The 22,443-nt window shown below is 65.1% G+C and carries 11 protein-coding genes; 8 read left to right on the top strand and 3 right to left on the bottom strand.

From position 1 onward, the window contains the following. The 5 genes from bcsZ (at window position 1) to BTHE68_RS15680 (ending at window position 10,175) form a co-directional block, all read left to right on the top strand. On the top strand, window positions 1–1,143 hold the full coding sequence (gene bcsZ / locus BTHE68_RS15700) for a cellulose synthase complex periplasmic endoglucanase BcsZ (protein ID WP_162067259.1): 1,143 nt from the start codon (window positions 1–3) through the stop codon (window positions 1,141–1,143). Continuing rightward, window positions 1,137–5,726: a cellulose synthase subunit BcsC-related outer membrane protein gene (locus BTHE68_RS15695; RefSeq protein ID WP_162067258.1), complete on the top strand. Its 4,590-nt coding sequence runs from the start codon at window positions 1,137–1,139 to the stop codon at window positions 5,724–5,726. The genes bcsZ and BTHE68_RS15695 overlap by 7 nt, the downstream gene beginning before the upstream one ends. Window positions 5,727–5,800: 74 nt before the next feature. Beyond that, a complete protein-coding gene (locus tag BTHE68_RS15690; protein WP_162067257.1) occupies window positions 5,801–6,754 on the top strand; it encodes a LysR family transcriptional regulator in 954 nt (317 codons plus the stop codon). A gap of 445 nt (window positions 6,755–7,199) precedes the next feature. After that, the gene (locus BTHE68_RS15685; RefSeq protein ID WP_162067256.1) at window positions 7,200–9,440 is read left to right on the top strand and encodes a TonB-dependent receptor; all 2,241 of its coding nucleotides are present in this window, start codon (window positions 7,200–7,202) and stop codon (window positions 9,438–9,440) included. Window positions 9,441–9,491: 51 nt separating this feature from the next. Then, window positions 9,492–10,175 (top strand): Fe2+-dependent dioxygenase, encoded by a 684-nt coding sequence (locus BTHE68_RS15680; RefSeq protein ID WP_162067255.1) that lies wholly within the window; start codon window positions 9,492–9,494, stop codon window positions 10,173–10,175. A 1-nt stretch (window position 10,176) separates the two neighbouring features. On the opposite strand, the gene BTHE68_RS15675 is transcribed toward BTHE68_RS15680, so the two are convergent. Next, window positions 10,177–11,136 carry a LysR family transcriptional regulator gene (locus BTHE68_RS15675; RefSeq protein WP_162067254.1) on the bottom strand — a complete coding sequence of 320 codons (960 nt, stop codon included), beginning with the start codon at window positions 11,134–11,136 and terminating at the stop codon, window positions 10,177–10,179. Window positions 11,137–11,296: 160 nt separating this feature from the next. On the opposite strand from BTHE68_RS15675, the gene BTHE68_RS15670 reads away from it, so the two are divergent. The 3 genes from BTHE68_RS15670 (at window position 11,297) to BTHE68_RS15660 (ending at window position 15,529) form a co-directional block, all read left to right on the top strand. After that, complete coding sequence (locus BTHE68_RS15670; protein ID WP_174258050.1) at window positions 11,297–13,411, top strand: FUSC family protein; 2,115 nt, start codon at window positions 11,297–11,299, stop codon at window positions 13,409–13,411. A 141-nt stretch (window positions 13,412–13,552) separates the two neighbouring features. After that, complete coding sequence (gene scpC / locus BTHE68_RS15665) at window positions 13,553–15,049, top strand: succinyl-CoA:acetate CoA-transferase ScpC (RefSeq protein ID WP_162067252.1); 1,497 nt, start codon at window positions 13,553–13,555, stop codon at window positions 15,047–15,049. 123 nt (window positions 15,050–15,172) lie between these two features. Then, window positions 15,173–15,529 (top strand): host attachment protein, encoded by a 357-nt coding sequence (locus tag BTHE68_RS15660; protein WP_162067251.1) that lies wholly within the window; start codon window positions 15,173–15,175, stop codon window positions 15,527–15,529. A gap of 51 nt (window positions 15,530–15,580) precedes the next feature. Here BTHE68_RS15660 and BTHE68_RS15655 read toward each other — a convergent pair whose 3' ends face one another. Further along, window positions 15,581–16,969 (bottom strand): FAD-binding oxidoreductase, encoded by a 1,389-nt coding sequence (locus tag BTHE68_RS15655; RefSeq protein ID WP_162067250.1) that lies wholly within the window; start codon window positions 16,967–16,969, stop codon window positions 15,581–15,583. A 434-nt stretch (window positions 16,970–17,403) separates the two neighbouring features. Next, window positions 17,404–22,269, bottom strand: a complete 4,866-nt coding sequence (locus tag BTHE68_RS15650; RefSeq protein WP_162067249.1) for an NAD-glutamate dehydrogenase — start codon at window positions 22,267–22,269, stop codon at window positions 17,404–17,406. Window positions 22,270–22,443 lie beyond the last annotated feature (174 nt).

Here is a 22,443-nt window from a genome sequence, read left to right as displayed (position 1 = left end):
ATGCGGCTATCCACGCCCCACGTTTTTGCCGGTGCAATGATCGCCGCTTCGGCGGCCAGCGCCGCCGCTGCGCCGCAATGCGACTGGCCCGCTTACCGCATCTTCGTGGAACGCGCCGTGCAGGCCGATGGCCGTGTGATCGACCGCTCGACCGAGGCGCAGCAGACGACCTCCGAAGGCCAGTCCTACGGCATGTTCTTCGCGCTCGTCGCGAACGACCGCGCGACGTTCGACCGTCTGCTGCACTGGACGCGCGTGAATCTGTCGGCGTATCAGTTCGATGCCAGCACGCTGCGCCTGCCCGCGTGGCAATGGGGCAAAAAGCAGGACGGCTCGTTCGGCGTGATGGACCCGAACCCGGCTTCCGACGCCGATCTGTGGATCGCCTACGATCTGTTCCAGGCCGGCCGGCTGTGGAAGGAACCGATGTACACGAAGCTCGCCTACGCGCTCGCGACGCAGATCGCGAAGCAGGAAATCGTCGATCTGCCGGGCCTCGGCGCGATGCTCCTGCCCGGTCCGCAAGGTTTTCGCAGCGGCGACGTGACGCGGCTGAACCCGAGCTATCTGCCGCTGCCGCTGTTGCGCGGCCTCGCGCACGAAATGCCCGACGGTCCGTGGACGCCGCTCGCGCAGAACGCCGCGAAGATGATCAAGGTCACGTCGCCGCGCGGCTATGCGCCGGACTGGGCCGCGTACCAGAACGGCCAGTTCGTCGTCGATCCGAAGAGCGGCGATGTCGGCAGCTATGATGCGATCCGCGTCTATCTGTGGGCCGGCATGGCGTCGAGCGCCGATCCGCTTGCGCGCCCATGGCTCGACGCGCTCGGCGGCATGCGCCAGAGCGTCGCGCAGACGGGTTTTCCGCCGGAGAAGGTCTCGACCATCAGCGGCGCGACGAGCGGCGAAGGCCCGCTTTCCTACTGGGGGGCGCTCGCGCCCTACTTCAAGGCGCTGAACGACGAGCGCGGACTGGGACTCGCGCGCACGCATCTCGAAGCGCTCGTCGCGCCGCCGGGCGCGGGGCGTGAGCCGGTCTACTACGACCGCGTGCTCGGCCTGTTCGGCGGCGGTTTCGTCGACGGACGCTATCGCTTCGACGAGAACGGGCGGCTCGTGCCGAACTGGAGAAGCGCATGCTGATCCGGACCAGACAACGCGTGATCGCGGCGCTGCTTTGCGCTACGCCCGTGCTGGGGTTCGCGCAGGCCGCCACCGATCCGCTCTCGGTGCTCATCGATCAGGGCAAATACTGGCAGGCGCACCGGCGCGGCGACCTCGCGGAGCAGGCGTGGCAGAAAGTGCTGCGCATCAATCCGAAGCAGCCCGACGCGCTGTTCGGCATGGGCATGGTGCTCGCCGACCGCAAGGACGGCAGCGGCGCGCAGCAGTATCTGGCGCAATTGCGTCAGGTCGCGCCGAACTATCCGAACATCGACGAACTCGGCCGGCGTCTGGGCGAATCCAGCTCGCGCGACCAGACCGTGAACGACGCGCGACGTCTCGCGCAAAGCGGACAGAGCGCCTCGGCGGTGCAGGAATACCGTCGCGCGATCGACGGCAAGCCCGCGACGCCGCAGCTTCAGCTCGAGTACTACCAGGCGCTCGCGGCGACGCCGCAAGGCTGGGACGAAGCGCGCCGCGGACTCGAACAGCTCGCGCGCGAGAACCCCGACGAGCCGCGCTATCAGCTCGCCTACGCGCAGCATCTGACCTATCGCGATTCGACGCGGCGCGACGGCATCGCACGGCTCGCGAAGCTCGCGAACGACAGCGCCGTCGGCGCCGACGCGAAGAAAAGCTGGCGGCAGGCGCTCTTGTGGCTCGGCGCGCGTGCATCGGATGCGCCGCTCTATCAGGCGTATCTGCAGGTGTCGCCGGACGACGCCGCCGTGAAGGCGCGCTTCGATTCGATGGTGCAGCAGGACCGAACCGCGCGTGACCGCTCGCAGGCCGACGCCGCCGTCGATGCGCGCGGGCGCACCGTCGCGGAAGGCTTCACCGCGCTCGATCGCGGCGATCTCACGACCGCGCGCGCACGCTTCTCTTCCGTGCTCGCGAGCAATCCGAACGACGCCGACGCGCTCGGCGGCATGGGCGTCGCCGCGCTGAAGCAGGAACGCTTTTCGGAAGCGCGCACCTATCTCGAACGCGCATCGCGGGCCGGCAATGCGGCGCGCTGGAAAGACGCACTCACGAGCGCGACGTACTGGACCTATACGAGCGACGCCATCGGCGCGCGCAGCAACGGGCAGATCGCGCAGGCGAAGGCGCTGTTCGAACGCGCGATCGCCGTCGATCCATCCGATGTCACCGCGCAGGTTCTGCTCGGCGAAATGCTGCTCGCGAACGGCGATCCGCGCGGCGCGGAGCAGGCGTATCGCATGGCGCTGCGTCGTCAGGCCGACAATCCCGATGCGATCCGCGGGCTGGTCGGCGCGCTGGCCGCGCAAGGCCGCGGCGACGAGGCGCTCGAATTCGCGAATCGCCTGAACACGGAGCAGCAGGCGAAGGCCGGCGGCATCAACAAGCTGCGCGGCGAGGCGCAGGCCGCGCAGGCGCGCGCCGCCGAAGCGCGCGGCGATCTCGGCGCGGCGCGCAGTCTCTTCGAAGACGCGTTGCTCAATAATCCCGACGATCCGTGGCTGCGGCTCGACCTCGCGCGCATCTACGTGCGTCAGGGCGCGGTCGGCAACGCGCGCAGCATGATGGACGGCCTGCTCGCCACCCATCCCGACATGACCGACGCGCTCTACGCGAGCGCGCTGCTGTCGGCGGAAACGCAGGACTGGTCGACGGGCCTCGCGCAACTCGACCGCATTCCCGCTGCGCAACGCACGCCGGCGATGACCGCGTTGCAGCATCGTCTGTGGGTGCAACAGCAAGCCGAACTCGCGACGCGCACGGCCGCCGCGGGCCAGCGCCAGCAGGCCTTCGCGATTCTGCGCCGCGCCGAACCGGTCGCGGCGGGCAATGCGGAACTGATGGGCGCGGTGGCTTCGGCGTATGTCAAGGCGGGCGATCCGGCGCGGGCGCTGTCCCTCGTGCGCGGCGCGATGGCCAATGCGCCGAACGACACCGGCTTGTTGCTGCAATACGCGGGCATTCTGTCGGCCACGCAGCAGGACGCCGAACTCGGTTCCGTGATGCGCCGCCTCCAGTCGATGCCGCTCACCACGCAACAGCGCACCGACTTCAACAATCTGAACATCGGCATCGTGGTTGCGCGCGCGGATGTCGTGCGCAGGCAGGGCAATCTTGCGGGCGCCTACGACGTGATTTCACCGTGGCTCGCCGCGATGCCCGACAACGCCGACCTGCAAGCGGCGCTCGGCCGCATGTACACCTCGGCGGGCGATGACCGCAACGCGCTCGTGTGCTACCAGAACGCGCTGTCGCGCCGTCCCGACGATATCGGCCTGCAGACGGCGGCGATGTCGGCGGCGAGCGGCGTGCGCGATTTCAAGCTCGCCGAAACCTACGCGAATCAGGCCTATGAAGCGGCGCCGAACGATCCGGGCGTGCTCGCCGCGATCGGCCGGATGTATCGCGCGCAAGGCAAGCTCGATCTCGCCGCGCAGTTCCTGCAGCGCTCGCTCCTCGCGGCCAATACGCCAGCGCCGGCCGCCTCCGCGAGCGCGCGCGGCAATGTCCCGCCGGGCTGGGAAACCGCGATGAGCCGCATCGGCTCGAATCCGCTGCCCGGCACCAATCCGTTCGAAGGCAAGACGGCCGTCGATACGGCGTCGAATCCGGCGCTCGCATCCGGCGCGTCTTATCGTCAGGTCCTTCCTCAGAGTTACTCGCAGCCCGTGCCGAACTATCTGCCGCCTCCCCAGCCCGCGCCCTATACGACGCCTTATGTGGCGCCGTCCGCGCCCGCGACGATGCCCAATGTCGCGCCGCGTCCGGTTTCGAACGGCGGTTACGGCCCCGATACCTACGGCTCCGGGCAATCGGGCGCGCCTTTGCAGGCTTATCCGGGACAGGATGCGGCGGCGTCGGGGGCGTATCCGCCGCCGCAGGCTTATCAGCAGCAGCCTGTTTATCAGCCGTATCCGCAGCAGCAGCCGTATCCGCAGCAGGCTTACCAGCAACAGGCATATCCGCAACAGCCGTATCCGCAGCAGCAAGACCCGTACGCCGCGCCCTGGCCGATGTCGCCCGGCGCGCGCGATGCGCAGTCGAATGCGTACGCGCCGCCGCCGGCCGCCAGCACGCAGAAGAAGAAGCAGACGACATCGCGCAAGACCACGGCGACGCGGCCCGCCGATCCCTATGCGTATGGCGCGCCGCCGCCGCAGCAGCAACAGTACGCGCAGGCGCCGTACGGCCAGCAGCAGCCGTATTACGCGCCGCAGCCGCAACAGTACGCACCGCAGCCATACGCACAGCAGCAGTACATTCCGCAGCCGCCCGCGGGCTACGCGCAACCGTATTACCCGTCGCAGGCGCAACCGGCACAGCGCGCCGCCGCCGCCGCGACGATGAGCGCGGGCGGCGTGCCCGTCCCGGTCGCGAATTCGCAGACGGCGGGCGTCGCGGAAGAACTCGCGCAGATCAACCGCGAGCAGGCGAGCACGATCTCGGGCGGCCTCATCTTCCGCAGCCGCGACGGCGAGGATGGCCTGTCGAACCTGACCGACATCGAAGCGCCCATCGAAGGCCGCATCAAGGCGGGCAACGGCCACGTGATCGTGCGCGCGACGCCCGTCACGCTCGATGCCGGCACGGCCGCCAGCACGCAGAACACGCTCGCGCGCTTCGGCTCGGGCCTCGGCGCGGTAGCCAATCCGCCGACCAACAACTACGGCTCGCAGACGGCGACGGGCGTCGGCTTGTCGGTGGGCTACGAGAATCGCAACTTCAAGGGCGATATCGGCACGACGCCGCTCGGCTTCCGCGAAACCAACGTGGTCGGCGGCCTGCAGTATCAGAACGCGATCACCGACAAGGTTTCGTACTCGCTCGCCGTCGCGAGGCGCGCCGTGACCGACAGCCTGTTGTCCTACGCCGGCGCGCGCGATCAGGGCGCGGGCCTCGAATGGGGCGGCGTGACATCGACGGGCGCGCGCGCCGACTTCGGCTGGGACGACAGCACGAGCGGCGTCTACGTGAACGCGGCGTACCAGTTCCTCGACGGCAAGAATGTCGCGACCAACAACGCGGTGAAGGGTGGCGGCGGCATCTATACGCGCATCATCAAGGATGCGGACCAGACGCTGACGGTCGGCGCGAACACCACGCTGATGCACTACGACAAGAACCTGTCGTACTTCAACTTCGGGCAAGGCGGTTACTTCAGCCCGCAGCAGTACGTGATCCTCAACTTCCCGGTCGAATACGCGGGGCGTTCGGGGCTCTTCACCTACGACCTGAAGGGGTCGATCGGCGTGCAGCACTATCGTCAGGACGAGTCGAACTATTTCCCAACGAATGCGAGCTATCAGGCGAGAGCCGCCAGTTCCGGCGCGGCGCCGGACGCGGGCGCGGTTTATCCCGGCCAGAGCAAGACGGGCGTGTCGTACTCGGTCAGCGCGACGGGCGAATACCAGCTCGCGCCGCAACTCGCTTTTGGTGCGACGGCATCGTTTGGCAACGCGTATCAGTATCGCGAGTGGCTCGCAGCAGTGTATGTGCGCTATAGCTTCACGCGGCAGAGCGGTGCGCAGCCGGTGTTCCCGCCGCAGGCGTTTAGTTCGCCGTATCTGTCGCTGTCGAATTGATGAGCTTGCGCGTGCGGTTCGCTTGCGGCTAGGCTAAGCGCCACGGCCGCAAGCGGGCACACAGGCAAAGGCGAATGAAAACCCAGAGCGCGCTCGTCGCGAACAACGACCAATTCCTGCGCGATCTGCAGTTGTTCTGCATCGTCGCGCGACGCTCGAGCTTCATCGCCGCCGCCACCGAAACCGGCATCTCCCCGGCGCACGTCAGCAAGCGCATCGCAATGCTGGAAGCGAGCCTCGGCGTGAAGCTCTTCACGCGCACGACGCGCCGCGTCTCCATCACGAGCGACGGCGAAGCGGCGTACCAATGGGCGCAAAAGATTCTCGACGACGTGCAAGGCATGGCCGACGCCTTCGCCGCCCTCGACGATCCGCGCGGCGTACTGCGCATCGGCACGAGTCTGCGGCTCGGGCGCGAGCATGTTTCGCCCGCGCTCGTGCTGTTGCGTCGCCGCCATCCTGGACTCGACATCTGGCTCGAACTGCTCGATCGCCGTGTCGATCTCGTCGGCGAGAACTTCGATATCGACATTCGCGTCGGCGAGGTCCAGGAACCGCATCTGATCGCGCACAAGATCGTCGAAAGCTTTCGGGTGCTCGCCGCCGCGCCCGCCTATCTCGAACGGCGCGGCATGCCGAAAACGCTCGCCGAACTCGCGCAGCACGATTGCCTGCTGTTTCGCGGCCGCGATCAGCGCTTTGGCGTCTGGCGGCTCGCCGGTCCCAACGGCGAGGAAAGCGTGAAAGTGACCGGGCCGATCGCATCGAACCACAGCGACATCGTGCGGCAATGGGCCGAGGCAGGCTTCGGCATCGTGATGGGCTCGATCTGGGACGTCGCGTCGAGCCTCCAGAACGGCACGCTCGTGCCGGTGCTGCCCGCGTACCGGCAACGCGCCGACGTCTGGGCGGTGACTTCCGCGCGCTCGTCGCACTCGGCGAAGATTCGCGTATGCGTCGACTTTCTCAGGCAGCAGCTGACAAGCGGGCCGTACGCGCTCGTGACCTCGGGCGTCGCGGAGTTTTGACCAGCGCGCGACCCACCCTTCGGGCAAAAAAGTAATCCGCCACTTTTTGTCCGTAATCCCTCCCGATTCAATTCATCCGCAGACCGCCCCGGCCTAAAAGCCTTGCCCGGTCGGCGTTAGCGGCCGTTTCCGCGTCGCAAAAACGCGTATCCGTCACACATTTTTTCGTTGCATTGGCGTCACGAAATCCGGAAAAAAGACCCGCCTTCGACCACAGTTATTTCCAAATGTTTCTGAGACGTGTAATGATACTGATTCGCATTTAAGACGATCGCAGCGATAGGCGTGTTCAATCGCCCTCGCCGCGAACCTCTGGGCGCCTTCAGGACGCCGCCGCCGGGTTCCCGACGGCATCGCCCGCTCTTCTTTGATCGCAGGTCGATCGCGTCGGCAGACGAAAACCCGCTTCGCTGCCGATCTAACTAACAAGCATCGGGGAAACGACATGGTCAGAAAGACGCCGCTTGCTGCGGCATTGGTTACTTTTGCCGCGGTGCCTATGGCCGCGCCGCTCTACGCTCAAACCGCACCGCAAAACTCACCTCCCGCACAACAGGTCGCGCAGCAAGCGACTCCCGCCGACGGCGCTCCCGCCGCCACCGCACCCGAAACCGCCGCCCTGCCCGCCGTCAAAGTGACGGGCCAGGCCGACGCGCCCGACTTCCAGCCGGACGTATCGAGTGTCGGCGCCAAGGTGCCGACCGCCCTGCGCGACATTCCGCAGGCTGTCGTCGTGGTGCCGAAGGCGGTACTGAATTCGCAGGCGGTAAGCTCGTTCTCCGACGCGCTGCGCAACGTGCCCGGCGTCACGCTCGGCGCGGCCGAAGGCGGCCAGATCGGCAACAACATCAACTTGCGCGGTTTCTCGGCGCGCACCGACATCTACCTCGACGGTTTTCGCGATCGCGGCCAGTACTATCGCGACACGTTCAATCTGGAGTCGATCGACGTGCTGTACGGCCCGTCGTCGCTGTACTTCGGACGGGGCTCGACGGGGGGCGTCATCAATCAGGTCAGCAAGCAGCCGAACATGAAACCGCGCGCCGATGTCTCGCTGCAGGCCGGCACGCACGACCGCTATCGATCGACGGTCGACATCAACCAGCCGATGACGGATACCTCCGCGTTCCGCGTCAACGCGTTCGGCCAGTCGCTCGGTTCGACGCGCGACGAGATGATCAACAAGGACTACGGCATCGCGCCTGAAGTGAAGTTCGGCATCGGCACGCCGACGCAGGTGACATTGTCCGCGCTGATCCAGCACAACCGCGATCAGCCCGATTACGGCATTCCGCCGTTGAACGGCCATCCCGCGCCCGTCGATACGAAGACGTTCTACGGCTTCACCGATGACCGCACGATTCAGGATGTGCAGACCGTGAGCGCGCGCATCGAGCATCGCTTCGACGACATGTTCACGCTGCGCAACCAGACGCAGTTCAGCCACTACAGCACCGAGGCGCGCGCGACCAACGCGGCCGCCGTGCTGACGGGGCCGCTCGGAACATCGCCGGCGCTTTCGAACGGCAACTACACGACGCTGCCGCTGTCGTCGCTCTTCGTGCGTCTGCAGGGCAAGGACCGCAACATCAACGATCACTCGGTCTACAACACGACCGACGTCCAGGGCAAGTTCGCCACCGGCTTCCTGAAGCACGACATGCTCGCCGGTGTCGATCTGAGCCACGAAACGTACAGCAACCAGAGCTTCACCGCGACCACGCCGGGCCTGCCGTCGAATACGCTCGCGATCGTGCCGCTGGTCGATCCGGCGTACGTGCCGCGTCCGGCGAACTATCGCGAAGTGGCGACCAATCTCGCAGAATCGAGCGCGAACGGCCTCGGCGTCTATTTGAACGACACGATCTCGATCGGCGAGCACTGGAAGTGGATCGGCGGCGTGCGCTGGGATCGCTATGAAGCGGCGATCAACAACTCGATCAACGCACCGGGCTACGCGACGCAGACGAATTACTTCACGAGCGTGCGTACCGGCGTCGTGTGGCAGCCGGCGGACTGGCAGTCGTACTACGTCTCGTACGGCACGTCGTTCGATCCGTCGCTCGAAGCGCTCACGCTCACCAACGGCCAGCAGAACCTGCCGCCCGAGCACAACAAGTCCTATGAAATCGGCTCGAAGTGGGACCTGCTGAACGGCGGTCTTTCGATCACGCAGTCGCTCTTCAACATCGAGAAGACCAACGCGCGGACGCTGGCTTCGGACGGCAGCTACTCGCTCGACGGCAACGTCCGCGTGCGCGGCTACCAGTTGGGCGTGGCGGGCCACATCACCAAGCAGTGGCAGATGTTCGGCGGCTACACCTACATGGACGGCACGATTCTGCAGGCCTTCGACGGCACGCAAGGCAACACGCCCGCCAACACGCCGAAGCACATGCTCACGCTGTGGACCACCTACGACTTCACGCCGGTATGGCAGGTCGGCGGCGGGCCGTCGTATGTGTCGTCGCGCTATGCGGCGAACAACAATCTGGTCGAAGTGGGCGGCTATGTGCGCTGGGACGTGATGGCCGCGTATCATCAGAAGCGCTACGATATCCAGTTCAACGTGCAGAACCTGTTCGACAAGAAGTACTACGACGCCCTGATTCCGTCCGATGGCGGACGCGCGGTGCCGGGTCTTGGCCGTACGTTCATCGCAACGTTGAATTACCGCTTCCGTTGATGTGAATGCGCGCGCCGTGTGAAACGCGGCGCGCGTTCGAAGGCAATAACAATGATCCTCTCGATACCGAATGTGCTGAACGTGGAAGACGCCGCCGCGATGCGCGCGCGACTCGACACCAGCGAATCATGGGTCGATGGCCGCGCGACCGCGGGCTATCAGGGCGCACCGGTCAAGCGCAACATGCAGATCGCGGAAGGCTCGCCGATCGCGCTCGAACTGGGCGATGCGATCGTCGGCGCGCTGGAGCGGCATCCGCTGTTCATCAGCGCGGTGCTGCCCAACCGCGTGTATCCGCCGCTTTTCAATCGCTATGAAGGCGGCATGCATTTCGGCAGTCATGTCGATGGCGCGATCCGTATCGTGCCCGGACATGGCGCGCGCGTGCGTACCGATGTATCGGTGACGCTCTTTCTCACGCCGCCCGATGAGTACGACGGCGGCGAGCTGATCATCGAAGATACGTATGGCGTGCAGGAAGTGAAGCTGCCCGCGGGACATGCGATCGTCTATCCCGCGACCAGTCTGCATCAGGTGCGGCCCGTCACGCGTGGCGCGCGCGTGTCGAGCTTCTTCTGGGCGCAAAGCCTCGTGCGCGACGATGCGCAACGCGCGCTGCTGTTCGATCTCGACAACTCCATTCAACGCCTGAATGCGACCAACGGCGACGAAGCCGCGAAGCGCTCACTCGTCGGCTGCTATCACAACCTGTTGCGCATGTGGAGCGATACGTAAGTCAGGCCGCGCGCAGCACGTTCGCGCGCGCCTGCCCCACTTCCGCGAGCAATGCTTCGTCGCGCGCGATGACATCGGGCAGATGCGCGCGCAGGAATTCCACCCACGTGCGCGTCTTCGCATCGACGAACTTGCGCGACGCATAGAGCGCATAGAGATTCGTGCGCTGCAACGTGTGATGCGGCAACACGCGCACGAGCGAGCCGTTGCGCAATCCTTCGATCGCCGCATAGAGCGGCAACATGCCGATGCCCATGCCTTCGCGAATCGCCACGGCCAGCGATTCCGCGATGTTCACCTGCACCGTTCCATTGATCTGCAAGGTCTCGCGGCCCTCCGGACCTTCGAGCGTCCATTCGCGCGCGGAAAACGCGGGCGTCTGCAAGGTCAGGCAATCGTGTTGTGCGAGATCGGCGGGCGTTTCAGGCGCGGCGCGCGTGCGCAGATAATCAGGCGATGCACACAGAATACTGAAGGTCGCGCCGAGCTTGTGCGAGATGATTTCCGAATCCGACAACGCGCCCGCCGACACCACGGCCACGTCGCTGCTGCCTTCGAAAAGATCGGGCATGCGCTGCGACAGCGTGAGTTCGACCTTCACTTCGGGATAGAGCGCGCGATATCGGGCGATGGCCGGCAGGATGTAATGCTGTCCGACGCTCGCGAAGCTGAACATGCGCAAGGTGCCCGACGGATGTTCGTGCGCGCAGCTCGCTTCTTCTTCCGCGCCGTCGATGTCGGCGAGAATCTGCCGCACGCGCTTCAGATAGCGTTCGCCCGCCGAGGTGAGCGCGAGACGCCGCGTCGAGCGGTTCATCAGGCGCGTACGCAAATGGGCTTCGAGTTCGGAGACGGCGCGCGACATCGCGCCGGTGGTCGAATTCATCGACTGGGCCGCAGCCGTGAAGCTGCCGGCCTCGATCACGCGAGTGAAGACCCGCATGTTCTGTAGGGTATCCATCAAACCGTAACAATCACTTCGGAAGCGACATTGTCCGCTTTTCCGCGCGATCGATTGTTGTTGAATCCGGAAAGAATGTTCCCGGATTCCCACATTAATCCGCCAGGACGCTTTGCCTACAATCGGCGCCTTCATGAGCAGGGGTATACCGGCGGATAGCATGTCGTTCCTGGAAGCACGCTTGTCGACGCGCGACTGGCTCGCCACCGATGGCCACGTCTGGTTGCATCTCGCGAAGACGCTGCTCGCCGCGTTCCTCGCGATGGGCATCGCGATGCGTTTCGAACTGCCGCAACCGCGCGTCGCGATGACGACCACCTTCGTGCTGATGCAGCCCTTTTCCGGCATGGTGCTCGCCAAGAGCGTGTATCGATTCGCGGGTACCGCGCTCGGCATGCTGGCCGCGCTCGTGCTGGGCGCCGTGTTCGTCCAGCAGACCGAACTCTACGCGCTCGCGCTGACGCTATGGGTCGCCGCGTGCACCGCGCTCGCGGTGCGTTATCGCCAGTTCCGCTGGTACGGCTTCGTGCTCGCGGGTTACACGGCTGCGTTGATCGGCATTCCCGCCGTCACCGATCCGAACAGCCTGCTGATCGCGACGCTCACGCGCGGCGCGGAGGTCATGCTCGGCATCGTGTGTTCGAGCGTGGTCAGCGCGCTCGTGTTTCCGCGTCACGCGAGCGCGACACTCGTGCATTCGCTGGACGCGCGTCAGACGCGCTTCGCCGCCTTCGCCGCCGACGTGTTGCGCGCCCGTCTTTCGCGCATCGCGCGTGAACGCCGGTTCGCCGATTTCGTCGATGAGATCGTCGGCTTCGAAGCGACACGCGGTTTCGCGGCGTATGAGTCGCCCGCGATGCGCCGCGGCAATGGCCAGCTCGCGCAACTTAACAGCGCGTTCATGGATGCATGTGCGCGCCTGCACGCGCTCGATCAGTCGATGAAACGTCTGCGTGCAAACGACAGCACGCGATGCGCGCACGACGCGCTCAGGCCGTTCCTCGAAGAAGTCGCGCGCATTTTCGAACACGCGTCGCTGAACGAGCCTCTCGAACGCTACAAGGCGACACTGCCCAAACGCCTGCGCGACGCGCAACGCAAGCTCCCGAACAGCGATCACGCGACACAGCTCGACTTCACGACGTCGGCGGAGCTTCTGCATCGCTTCATCGTCGATACGATTCGCTATGTGTCGATCGCGCATGGAGGCGCATCGAGCGAACGCGCGTCTTCGCGATATGAAGCGAAGACCAACCGCTTCGTCCTCGCGGCGACCTTCATGCGGACTGGCATCGTCATCGCTGCGACCGCGTGGTTCTGGATCGTCACGGCGTGGCCGAGCGGCGGCTATGCGGTGATCGGCGCGACGCTCGCTTGCGGGTTGTCGTCGGCATCGGCGCGGCCTTCGACCTTCATCGCGCAGATGGGCGCCGGCGCGGCGCTCGCCATCGTCGCGGGCTACGTCTTTCTGTGTCACGTCTACCCCGCGATCGATGGCTTCGCGCTCCTGTGCGCGATGCTCGCCGCGCCGCTCGCGGCCGGCGCGTTGCTCGCGATGCGTCCCGCCAGCGCGGGATATGGCATCGGCTTTTGCGTGTTTTTCTGCCTGCTCGCCGCGCCCGACAACCGCATCGTCTACGATCCCGCACTGCTGCTCAACAACGGCCTCGCGGTGCTCGTGGCGATGCTCGGCGCGGCCATCGCGTGCGCCGTCGTCGTGCCGCCGCGCACCTCATGGCTCGTCGGCAGAACGCTCGCGGAACTGCGCGCTCAGGCCGCGCTCGCGTGCGAAGGCAAACTCGCGGGACTCGGCGAGCGCTTTCATTCGGGCACGCACGATCTGATGTTCCAGCTGCGCGGCCTGCTCACGCGGCGTTCGCGCGAACACCGGCGTGCGCTGTCTTGGATGCTCGTCACGCTCGAAGTCGGACAGGCGATGATCGATCTTCGTCACGCAGCGCGCGTGTTGCACGCGCAGTGCATGCCCGATGCATTGCGCATCGCCTGGAGCACGTCGCTCGCGCGCGTATTGCGCGATATCGCCGCGCTGTTTCGCACGCCGGACAGCACGACGCTGCGCCGCGCGATCGGCTCGGTGGTCGCGTCGATCCTGATCGCGGAGAGCATGCTCGATCTCGCGCGCGCCGACCGCGAAGCGCGCCACGACATGCAGCGCTTGCTCGCGAGCCTGCACTTCATTCGCACCGCGCTCGTCGATCCCGATGCGCCTTTCGTTCCTCTACATGCAAATGTGCCTTCCTGGCGCAGCGATTAATTCGCGGCATCGAGCGTCCTATAGTGGAGTCGATTCATCGCCGGCGCGCTCTTTTGTTGCAACTTCATGGCGGGTCCAAAGGGCAGTGCGCGCTACCTATAATCGCCTTCGCTTTAACGAAGCCTTAGAAGATCGACGTCGATGTACGAAGACCGTATTCGCTGTGCCGCCTTGCGCGGAAAAATCACCTCGGCCGCCGACGCGGCGCAACTCGTTCGCGACGGCATGATCGTCGGCGCGAGCGGCTTCACGCGCGCAGGCGACGCGAAGGCCGTGCCACGCGAAATCGCGCGTCGCGCTCGTGACGAAAACGAACCATTGCGCATCACGCTCATGACGGGCGCATCGCTCGGACATGACACCGATCGCCTTCTGACCGAAGCGGGCGCCATCGCGCGCCGCCTGCCTTTTCAGGTCGATGCGACCTTGCGCCGCGCGATCAATCGCGGCGACGTGATGTTCGTCGACCAGCACTTGTCCGAGACCGTGGAATTGCTGCGCGCGAATCGTCTCGGCAAGCTCGATCTCGCGATCATCGAAGCGGCCGCCATCACGGAAACGGGCGGCATCGTGCCGACGACATCGGTGGGCAACTCCGCAAGCTTCGCGATACTCGCGCAACGCGTGATCGTCGAGATCAATCTGGCGCAGCCGGCCTCGCTGGAAGGCCTGCACGATATCTGGATTCCCGAGCGCCGCCCCGCGCGCGAGCCGCTGCCGATCGTGCGTCCGCATGACAGGATCGGCGTCGCGGCCATCGATATTCCCATCGAGAAGATCGCCGCGATCGTCATCACGGATACGCCCGACAGCGCGTCCACCGTGCTGCCCGCCGACGAGGACACCGCGCTGATCGCCGGCCATCTGATCGAGTTCTTTCAGCACGAAGTGTCGCGCGGACGCTTGCCCAGGCAGTTGCCGCCGCTTCAGGCGGGCATCGGCACGATCGCCAATGCCGTGCTGTCGGGGTTTGCGTCGTCGCCATTCGAAGCGCTGACGATCTATTCCGAAGTGCTGCAGGACTCCACCTTCGATCTGCTCGATTCCGGCAAGGCCACCTTCGCATCGGGCGCGTCGATCACGCTGTCGGCGCAGCGGCACGCGAAAGTGTTCAGGGAGATCGACCGCTATCGCGACAGGCTCGTGTTGCGTCCGCAGGAAGTCAGCAACCATCCCGAAGTGATCCGCCGTCTCGGGCTCATCGCGATCAACACGGCGCTCGAAGCCGACATCTACGGCAATGTGAATTCGACGCATGTCGGCGGCACGCACATGATGAACGGCATCGGCGGTTCCGGCGATTTCGCGCGCAATGCGGCCTATGCGATCTTCGCGACGAAATCCGTCGCGAAGGACGGACGCATTTCGAGCATCGTACCGATGGTGCCCCATTGCGATCACAACGAGCACGATGTCGATATCGTCGTGACCGAGCGCGGGCTCGCCAATCTCACCGGACTCGCGCCCCGCGAGCGCGCGATGAGCGTGATTCAAAACTGCGCGCACCCGCTTTATCGCGATCTGCTGCGCGACTATTACCGCGATGCAGCAGCGCTCGGCGGACACACGCCGCATCGTCTCGATCAGGCATTTTCGTTCCACGCGCGCTTCGCGGCGAGCGGATCGATGCTGCCCTGAAGCGGCGTCGCGCGCATTATGCTGCGCCGCGAAAGCGAATGCCGCGCGACAACGAAGCCGTTACCTGAAGATTAGGCGCACAATGGCGGGAGCCCGCTTGGGCTGGCGAACAGGAGGAGCACCATGAACGCCATCACCTGGGTTCTTGCCGCCGACGGCAGCCGCGCCCGGATCTTCGAAACGCAAGGATTGAAGGTGGAGTTGCGGCAGGTCGAGGACCTCAGGAATCCCGCGCCGCGCACGGCGGAATCGGCCGAGACGGATCGCGAGAAGTTCGCGCGAACGGTCGCCGAGTTTCTCGAAGAATGTCGCCTGCATCACCGATTTGATCGCTTGCGCCTCGCGGTCGAACCGAAATTTCTGGGCCTGCTGCGCGATCATCTGAGCAGCGAAACGCGCAAGCTCGCCTATGAGGAAATCAACAACGACGTGTCGAACATGGACACGCGAGATATCCGCCGTCATCTCGACCGGCCTTGATCCTCGCTTGCAGCGCGCCGTTTCCCGTCACGCGAAACGGCGCGCCGCGCGTCACGCCGCGGGCGTGATGTTCTGATTACTGCGGAACAGGTTGTCCGGATCGTAGCGCCGCTTCACTTCGGCGAGCCGCTCGTAGTTCGGTCCATATGCCGCCTTCACGCGATCGCCCTCTTCTCCCGTCATGAAGTTCACGTAGACGCTGCCGATCGCATGCGGCGTCATTGCGGCGAACATGTCGCGCGCCCAGTTCGTGCACTTCTCGTCGTCGGCGGCATCGCTCCAGCGGCCGTGAATGTTGATCGTGTAGATCGAATCACGGTTCGCGTAGGCCGTCGCATCGACGCTCACGCGGTTCGTCTGCCCGCCCATCGCGCCGATGAAGACCTCGCATTGATTCGACGGAAGCGACTTCACGGCATTCGTCAGGATATCGAATGTTTCGTCATTCAGCTTCGAGAAATTGTGCGACTTCCAGTAGTTGCGCTCGCCAGGCGTGAGCAGCGGATCGAACGCCTTCTGCCATGCGGTGAAAGGCATCGGCCCGAGATGTTCGCCGTAGGGCGTGCCGAAACTGCGTATCGGCGCGAGCGCGCGTTCGCCATTCTCGACCGGCCCGACATAGCAGCTTGCAAGCACCACGACCGGCTTGCCATGCGCGTCTTCGGGCAGGAACGGCAGCGGCGGCGCGAGCCGCAACACGGCCCACACGGTCAATTCGTCGGGGCTTTGCGCGACGAACTCGCGATACTTCGGCAGCACGTCATCCGCCTGTTCGAGCGGATAGACGACGAGACCGCCGTAGATCTGGGGACCGACTTCATGCAACTGATATTCGAATAGCGTGACGACGCCGAAATTGCCGCCGCCGCCGCGCAACGCCCAGAAAAGCTCGGGCTCGCTGTCGGCGCTTACGCGTCGCCATTTGCCGTCTGCCGTGACGATCTCGGCGGCGACGAGATTGTCGACGGTCACGCCGAACTTTCGGCTGATCCAGCCGAAGCCGCCGCCGAGCGTGAGACCGGCGACGCCTGTCGTCGAATTGATGCCGAGTGGTGTCGCGAGGCCGAAGGCCTGCGCTTCGTGATCGAAGTCGGAGAGCAACGCGCCGGGCTCGACATAGGCGCGCTTCGCCTGCGGATCGATCCGCACGGATTTCAGCGCGGAGAGATCGATCATCAATGCGTCGTCGCTGACCGCGCTGCCCGCGATGTTGTGCGATCCGCCGCGAATCGAGACCAGCACGCCGTTGTTGCGCGCGAACGAGAGCGCGGCGATCACGTCCGCCGCGCCCGCGCAACGCACGATGAGCGCGGGGCGCCTGTCGATGGTGGCGTTCCAGACCTTGCGGGCTTCGTCGTAGTCGGTGTCCGACGGTGAGATGATCCTGCCTCTCACCGACGCCTTGAGGGTGTCGATCGCTTCGCCTGAGATGTTCGTCATTGTGATACCTCGCTGCTATATGACGCGCTGCGACGTGCCCGACCCTGCCAGCTGGTACGGCGAAAGCGCAAGGAACCCGCTGTCGGATCACGCAGGGCATGTCGATCGGATGCACACCGGGGAGACCGCGATAACGGGGAATAATTGCGACGATCGGACGCTTCGGTCCGCTTGTTGATTAAATGCCGGGACTTACGCGATGTAAAGTGCGCGGCCAGTTAAATCGTGCATGCGATCTAGCATGTATCGGACAAAGTTGCCGGTCTTGCCGATTAGCGAATGCAGTGCTTCATGGGTTTGTGTGTATTCCTTATTTAATGGTTTTTTTAAGGAAACCACGGTTTAGCAGCAAAAAAAAGCGCGCCGATGAACTGGCGCGCTGCACCCGCTTAGCATCGCCGCAAACGCGCGATGTCTGACTGAATCTTCTCGTCTCAAGCCCGCTCCAGCACCGCCATTTCCCTTACCACCACCAGCAGCATCGACAGACTCGCGCCCCCGCTCGCGCGCAGCTCCGCCAGCAGCCGCGTATATCGCTCGAGCGCCGCCTCACGCTTCACGCGCCAGCTTTCGACGATCACATCCGGCGTATCGATGCCGCGCGATTGCTCCAGTGCGCTCACCGTGAGCGCGCGCTTGAGCCGCGCTAGCTCTTCCATCGCCGCCGCGCGCGCGAGCAGGTCCCAGTGCGTGGCGATCGGCAGCGCCATCGCCCGTTCGGCAATGCCGCGATAGTCGAGCAGCGTGCCGATGCCGAAGTACACGCTCGCGACGAGCTCCAGATTGCGCTCCGAGCACGCGGCCACTTCCGCGCTGTCGAGCACCGCCGTCGCGATCTCGCCGCTCGCGACGCGCGCCGCGAGACTGCTTTCGACACCCGCGTCCTCCAGATCGCGCCGCCGCGCATACCAGGCGTCGAGTTGCGTCGCGGGCAACAGCGCGGGCAATTGCGGCGCGAGCCGTTGCGCGGCCTCGCGGCAACGCGCGAGCACGCCCTTCGCCTCGTTTGCGCCTGCGCCGTTGTGGTTCAGATGGCGCAGGAACCACAGCGACGTCTCGTCGAGCAAACGCACGACATCGACGAACATGCGCGCCTGCACTTCATCCGCGACGATATTGTCGAGGCCGTCGATGCTGCGCCACAGATCGTCGAGATCGAAGACATCGCGTGCCATCAGCGCCGCGCGCACGATATCGCTCGGGCGCGCATCGGTCTCTTCCATCAGCCGATGCACGAACGTGCAGCCCACGCGATTCACGAGCGCATTGGTCAGGTGCGTCGCGAGGATTTCGCGCTTCAGCGGATGGTGCTGCATCGTCGCGCTATAGCGTTGCTGCAAAGGCTTCGGGAAGTAATCGGGCAACATGTCGGCGACGAGCGCGTCTTCGGGCACATCGGATTCGAGCAGTTCGTCGTAGAGCCACATCTTGCCGTACGCGAGCAACACCGCGCGCTCCGGCGACGTGAGCCCCGACTTCGCCGCCGCGCGCTCGGTGATCTCGTCGTCGGACGGCAGGAATTCGATCCGGCGCTTCAGACGTCCCGCGCGCTCCAGAAAGCGCATCATGCGCGCTTCGGCATCTAGCGTCTCGGCTTCATGGCGCTTCGCGATCGACAAAGCCTGCGTCTGCGCGTAGTTGTCCTTCAGCACGAGCAGGCCGACTTCATCGGTCATCTCCGCGAGCAGCGCGTTGCGTTGCTTCTCGGTCATCTCGCCATCGGCGACGACGAGGCCGAGCAGGATCTTGATGTTGACCTCGTGATCCGAGCAATCGACGCCCGCGGAGTTATCGATCGCATCCGTGTTCATGCGCCCGCCGTGCTGTGCGAACTCGATGCGCCCCAGTTGCGTGAAGCCGAGATTGCCGCCTTCCGCGACCACCTTCGCGCGCAGCTCCGCGCCGTTCACGCGCACGGCGTCGTTCGTGCGATCGCCGACCTGCAGATGCGTCTCCGCGCTCGACTTCACGTACGTGCCCACGCCGCCGTTGTAGAGCAGATCCGCTTCGGCGAGCAGGATCGCGCGCATGAGTTCGTTCGGCGCGAGCACCGATGCGCTGATGCCGAGCGCGGTCTGCACTTGCGGCGAGATCGGAATCGACTTCGCCGTGCGCGGATAGACGCCGCCGCCCGTGGAGATCAGCGCGGTATCGTAATCGGCCCAACTGGAGCGCGGCAGCGCGAAGAGACGCGCGCGCTCCTCGAAGCTCCTTGCGGCATCGGGCGTCGGATCGAGAAATATGTGTCGATGATCGAACGCCGCGAGCAATCTGATGTGCCGCGACAGCAGCATGCCGTTGCCGAACACGTCGCCGGACATGTCGCCGACGCCGACCACGGTGAAGTCGGTCGTTTGCGTATCGAAGTTCATCTCGCGGAAATGACGCTTCACCGATTCCCACGCACCGCGCGCGGTGATGCCCATCTTCTTGTGGTCATAGCCGACCGAGCCGCCGGATGCGAATGCATCGTCGAGCCAGAAGCCGTATTCGTGCGCGATCGCGTTCGCGTAGTCGGAGAATGTTGCCGTGCCCTTGTCCGCCGCGACGACGAGATACGGGTCGTCGGGATCATGGCGCACGACGTCGGGCGGCGGCACGATGCCGTCGGGCGTGCGGTTGTCGGTCACATCGAGCAGGCCGCGCAGGAACATCTGATAGCACGCGACGCCTTCGTTGAGAAACGCCTCGCGGTCCGTCACCGGCGGCGGATTCTTCACGACGAAGCCGCCCTTCGATCCCACCGGCACGATCACCGTGTTCTTCACCATCTGCGCCTTCATGAGGCCGAGCACTTCGGTGCGGAAATCCTCGCGCCTGTCCGACCAGCGCAGCCCGCCACGCGCGACGCGTCCGCCGCGCAAGTGCACGCCTTCCACGCGCGGCGCATAGACCCAGATCTCGAACATCGGCTTGGGCTCGGGCAGGCCCGGCACTTTCGACGGATCGAGCTTGAACGATACATACGGACGCGGCTGGCCGTTCGCATCGCGATGGAAATGGTTCGTGCGCACCGTCGCGGTGATGACGCCGAGGAACTGACGCAGGATGCGGTCTTCGTCGAGATTCGGCACTTTGTCCAGCGCCGCTTCGATATCGGCGAGCACGCGTTCCGCGGCCTTGTCGCGTTCTTCCATCGCGCCGCCGCGCGCCGGATCGAAACGCACCATGAAGAGTTGCAGCAGCCTCCTCGCGATCAGCGGATTGCCGATCAGCGCGCGCTCGATATACGCATCGCTGAAGGTCGAGCCGACCTGCCGCAGATACTTCGCATACGCGCGCATGATCGTCACGTCGCGCGCGCCGAATTCCGCGCGCAGCACGAGGCGATTGTAGTCGTCGTTCTCGATCTCGCCCGACCACACGCTTGCGAACGCGTTTTCGAAAAGCGGCTTCACGCGGTCGATATCGAACTCGACGTCGTCCTGCAATTCGAGCCCGAAATCGTGGACCCATGCATTGGGCGCGCCGGTCGGCTCGATCAGATACGGACGCTCTTCATCGACGCGCACGCCGAGATGTTCGAGCATGGGCAGGCTGTGCGACAGCGCGATCGGATCGCCCGCGCGATACACCTTGAAGCGGAACGCGCGCTTGCCCGCTTCGATCGGCCGATACAGGCTCATCGAGAGACCGCCGGGGCGCGTGTGCGTCGCCTCGATCAGTTCGATGTCGCGCACCGCCGTGCGCGCCGGATAATCTTCGCGATAACCCGCCGGGAACGAATCGGCATAACGTTGCAGCAGCCGGTTGCCGGCTTCCTCGCCGTGGCTGTCGATGAGCGCATCGGCGAGATCGTCCTGCCAGCGGCGCGCGACCTGCACGATGCGCGCTTCGAGTTCGCGTGTATCGACTTCGGGCATCGCGCCTCGTTCGGCCCGCACGACGATATGAATGCGCGCGAGCGGCGATTCCGAGAGCAGCGGCGTGAATTCGATGCTCTTGCCGTTGAACGCCTCCATCAAGACCTTGCTGATGCGGCGGCGCAAGTCGGTGTTGAACTTGTCGCGCGGCACGAAGACGAGGCACGACACGAAGCGGTCGAAACGGTCGCGCCGCACGAACAGGCGCGTGCGCTGATGTTCCTGCAGGCGCAGCACGCCGAGCGCGATATCGAAGAGCACATCTTCATCGGCCTGGAAAAGCTCGTCGCGCGGATACTGCTCCAGCACGGAAATGAGCGACTTCGCCAGATGCCCTTTCTCGAGAAAGCCCGCGCGCCGCACGATGTTCGCGCACTTGCGCCGCACGATCGGGATTTCGGAAGTCGGCACGAGATACGCCGTCGACGTATAGAGGCCGAGAAAGCGCCGCTCGCCGGTCACCTTGCCATCGGGCGACGTGCGCTTCACGCCGACATAGTCGAGATAGCCCGGCCGATGTACCGTCGCGCGCGAATTGGCCTTCGTCAGAAAGATGGGCGCCGCGCCTTCGATGATCGCGGCCGCGCCCGGCGGCAGAGGCGTCACGTCGCCTGCCGATGTCGCGCGCAAGGTCTCGCGCAAAATGCCCAGGCCCGAGCCCGGCACGCCGCGCAACGCAAACCCGCCTTCGTGCTCGACCAGTTCGTAATCGCGGCAGCCGAGGAAGGTGAAATGATCCGCGACCATCCATTCGAGGAACGCGCGGGACTCGATGCCATCGGGCGTGGTGTCGCGCGCCTTCAGTTCGCCGATCGCGACGCGCGCCGACTCGGTGACCTTCGGCCAGTCCTCGACCGCCGCGCGCACGTCGCCCAGCACGCGCGCGATGCTGTCGCGCACTTCCTCCAGACGCTCGCCGTCGCTGCAGCGGTCCACTTCGAAATGGATGAACGATTCGAGCTCGGAATGCGTGTCGCCCGCTTCGGCGTGGCCCTGCCCGATGCGCTCGATCTCCCCCGCATGCGCGCCCTTGCCGGCACGCCACACGCGAAACACCGGGTGAATCGCCGAATGCAGCGCGAGGCCGAGCCGGTTGAGTTCCATCGTCACCGAATCGACGAGAAACGGCATGTCGTCGTTGACGATCTCGACCACCGTGTGGTCCGAATGCCAGCCGTGCTGCTCCAGATTCGGGTTGTACACGCGCAGGACTTCGCGCCCGCGCACGAACTTCTGCGCTGTCTGCCAGTGCGCCATCGCGGCGCCGTAGAGATCGGCGACATCGCGGCTCGCGATGTCCTCGACGTCGACCTGCTCGTAGTAATAGCGAAGGAGCGGCTCGATGACCTTGAAGCTGGCTTCCGGTAATCGTGCTTTCGCAAACTCCAGAAGATCGTTGATGAGGTGTTCGACCCGCGCTTCGTTCTTGACCAGCATGGTGTCCTCCCGAGGCTTTCGGTTTCGATGCGGTTGCGGCACGCTCTTCGAATCAAGGAGATTATGCGCCGGCCCGGGGGTTTGTCCGCGAGTCGGCCATGTGCGGTTGCACAACGAGGGTGCGCAGCTTCACGCTACGTTAGCCGTGTCGCGTGACCTTTGCGCGACATCGGC

The sequence above is a fragment of the Burkholderia sp. THE68 genome (genome assembly GCF_009938265.1).
In the GTDB taxonomy this organism is placed as follows: domain Bacteria; phylum Pseudomonadota; class Gammaproteobacteria; order Burkholderiales; family Burkholderiaceae; genus Caballeronia.
Note: the sequence above shows the minus strand (reverse complement) of the source record. Positions and strands in the feature narration are given on the sequence as shown.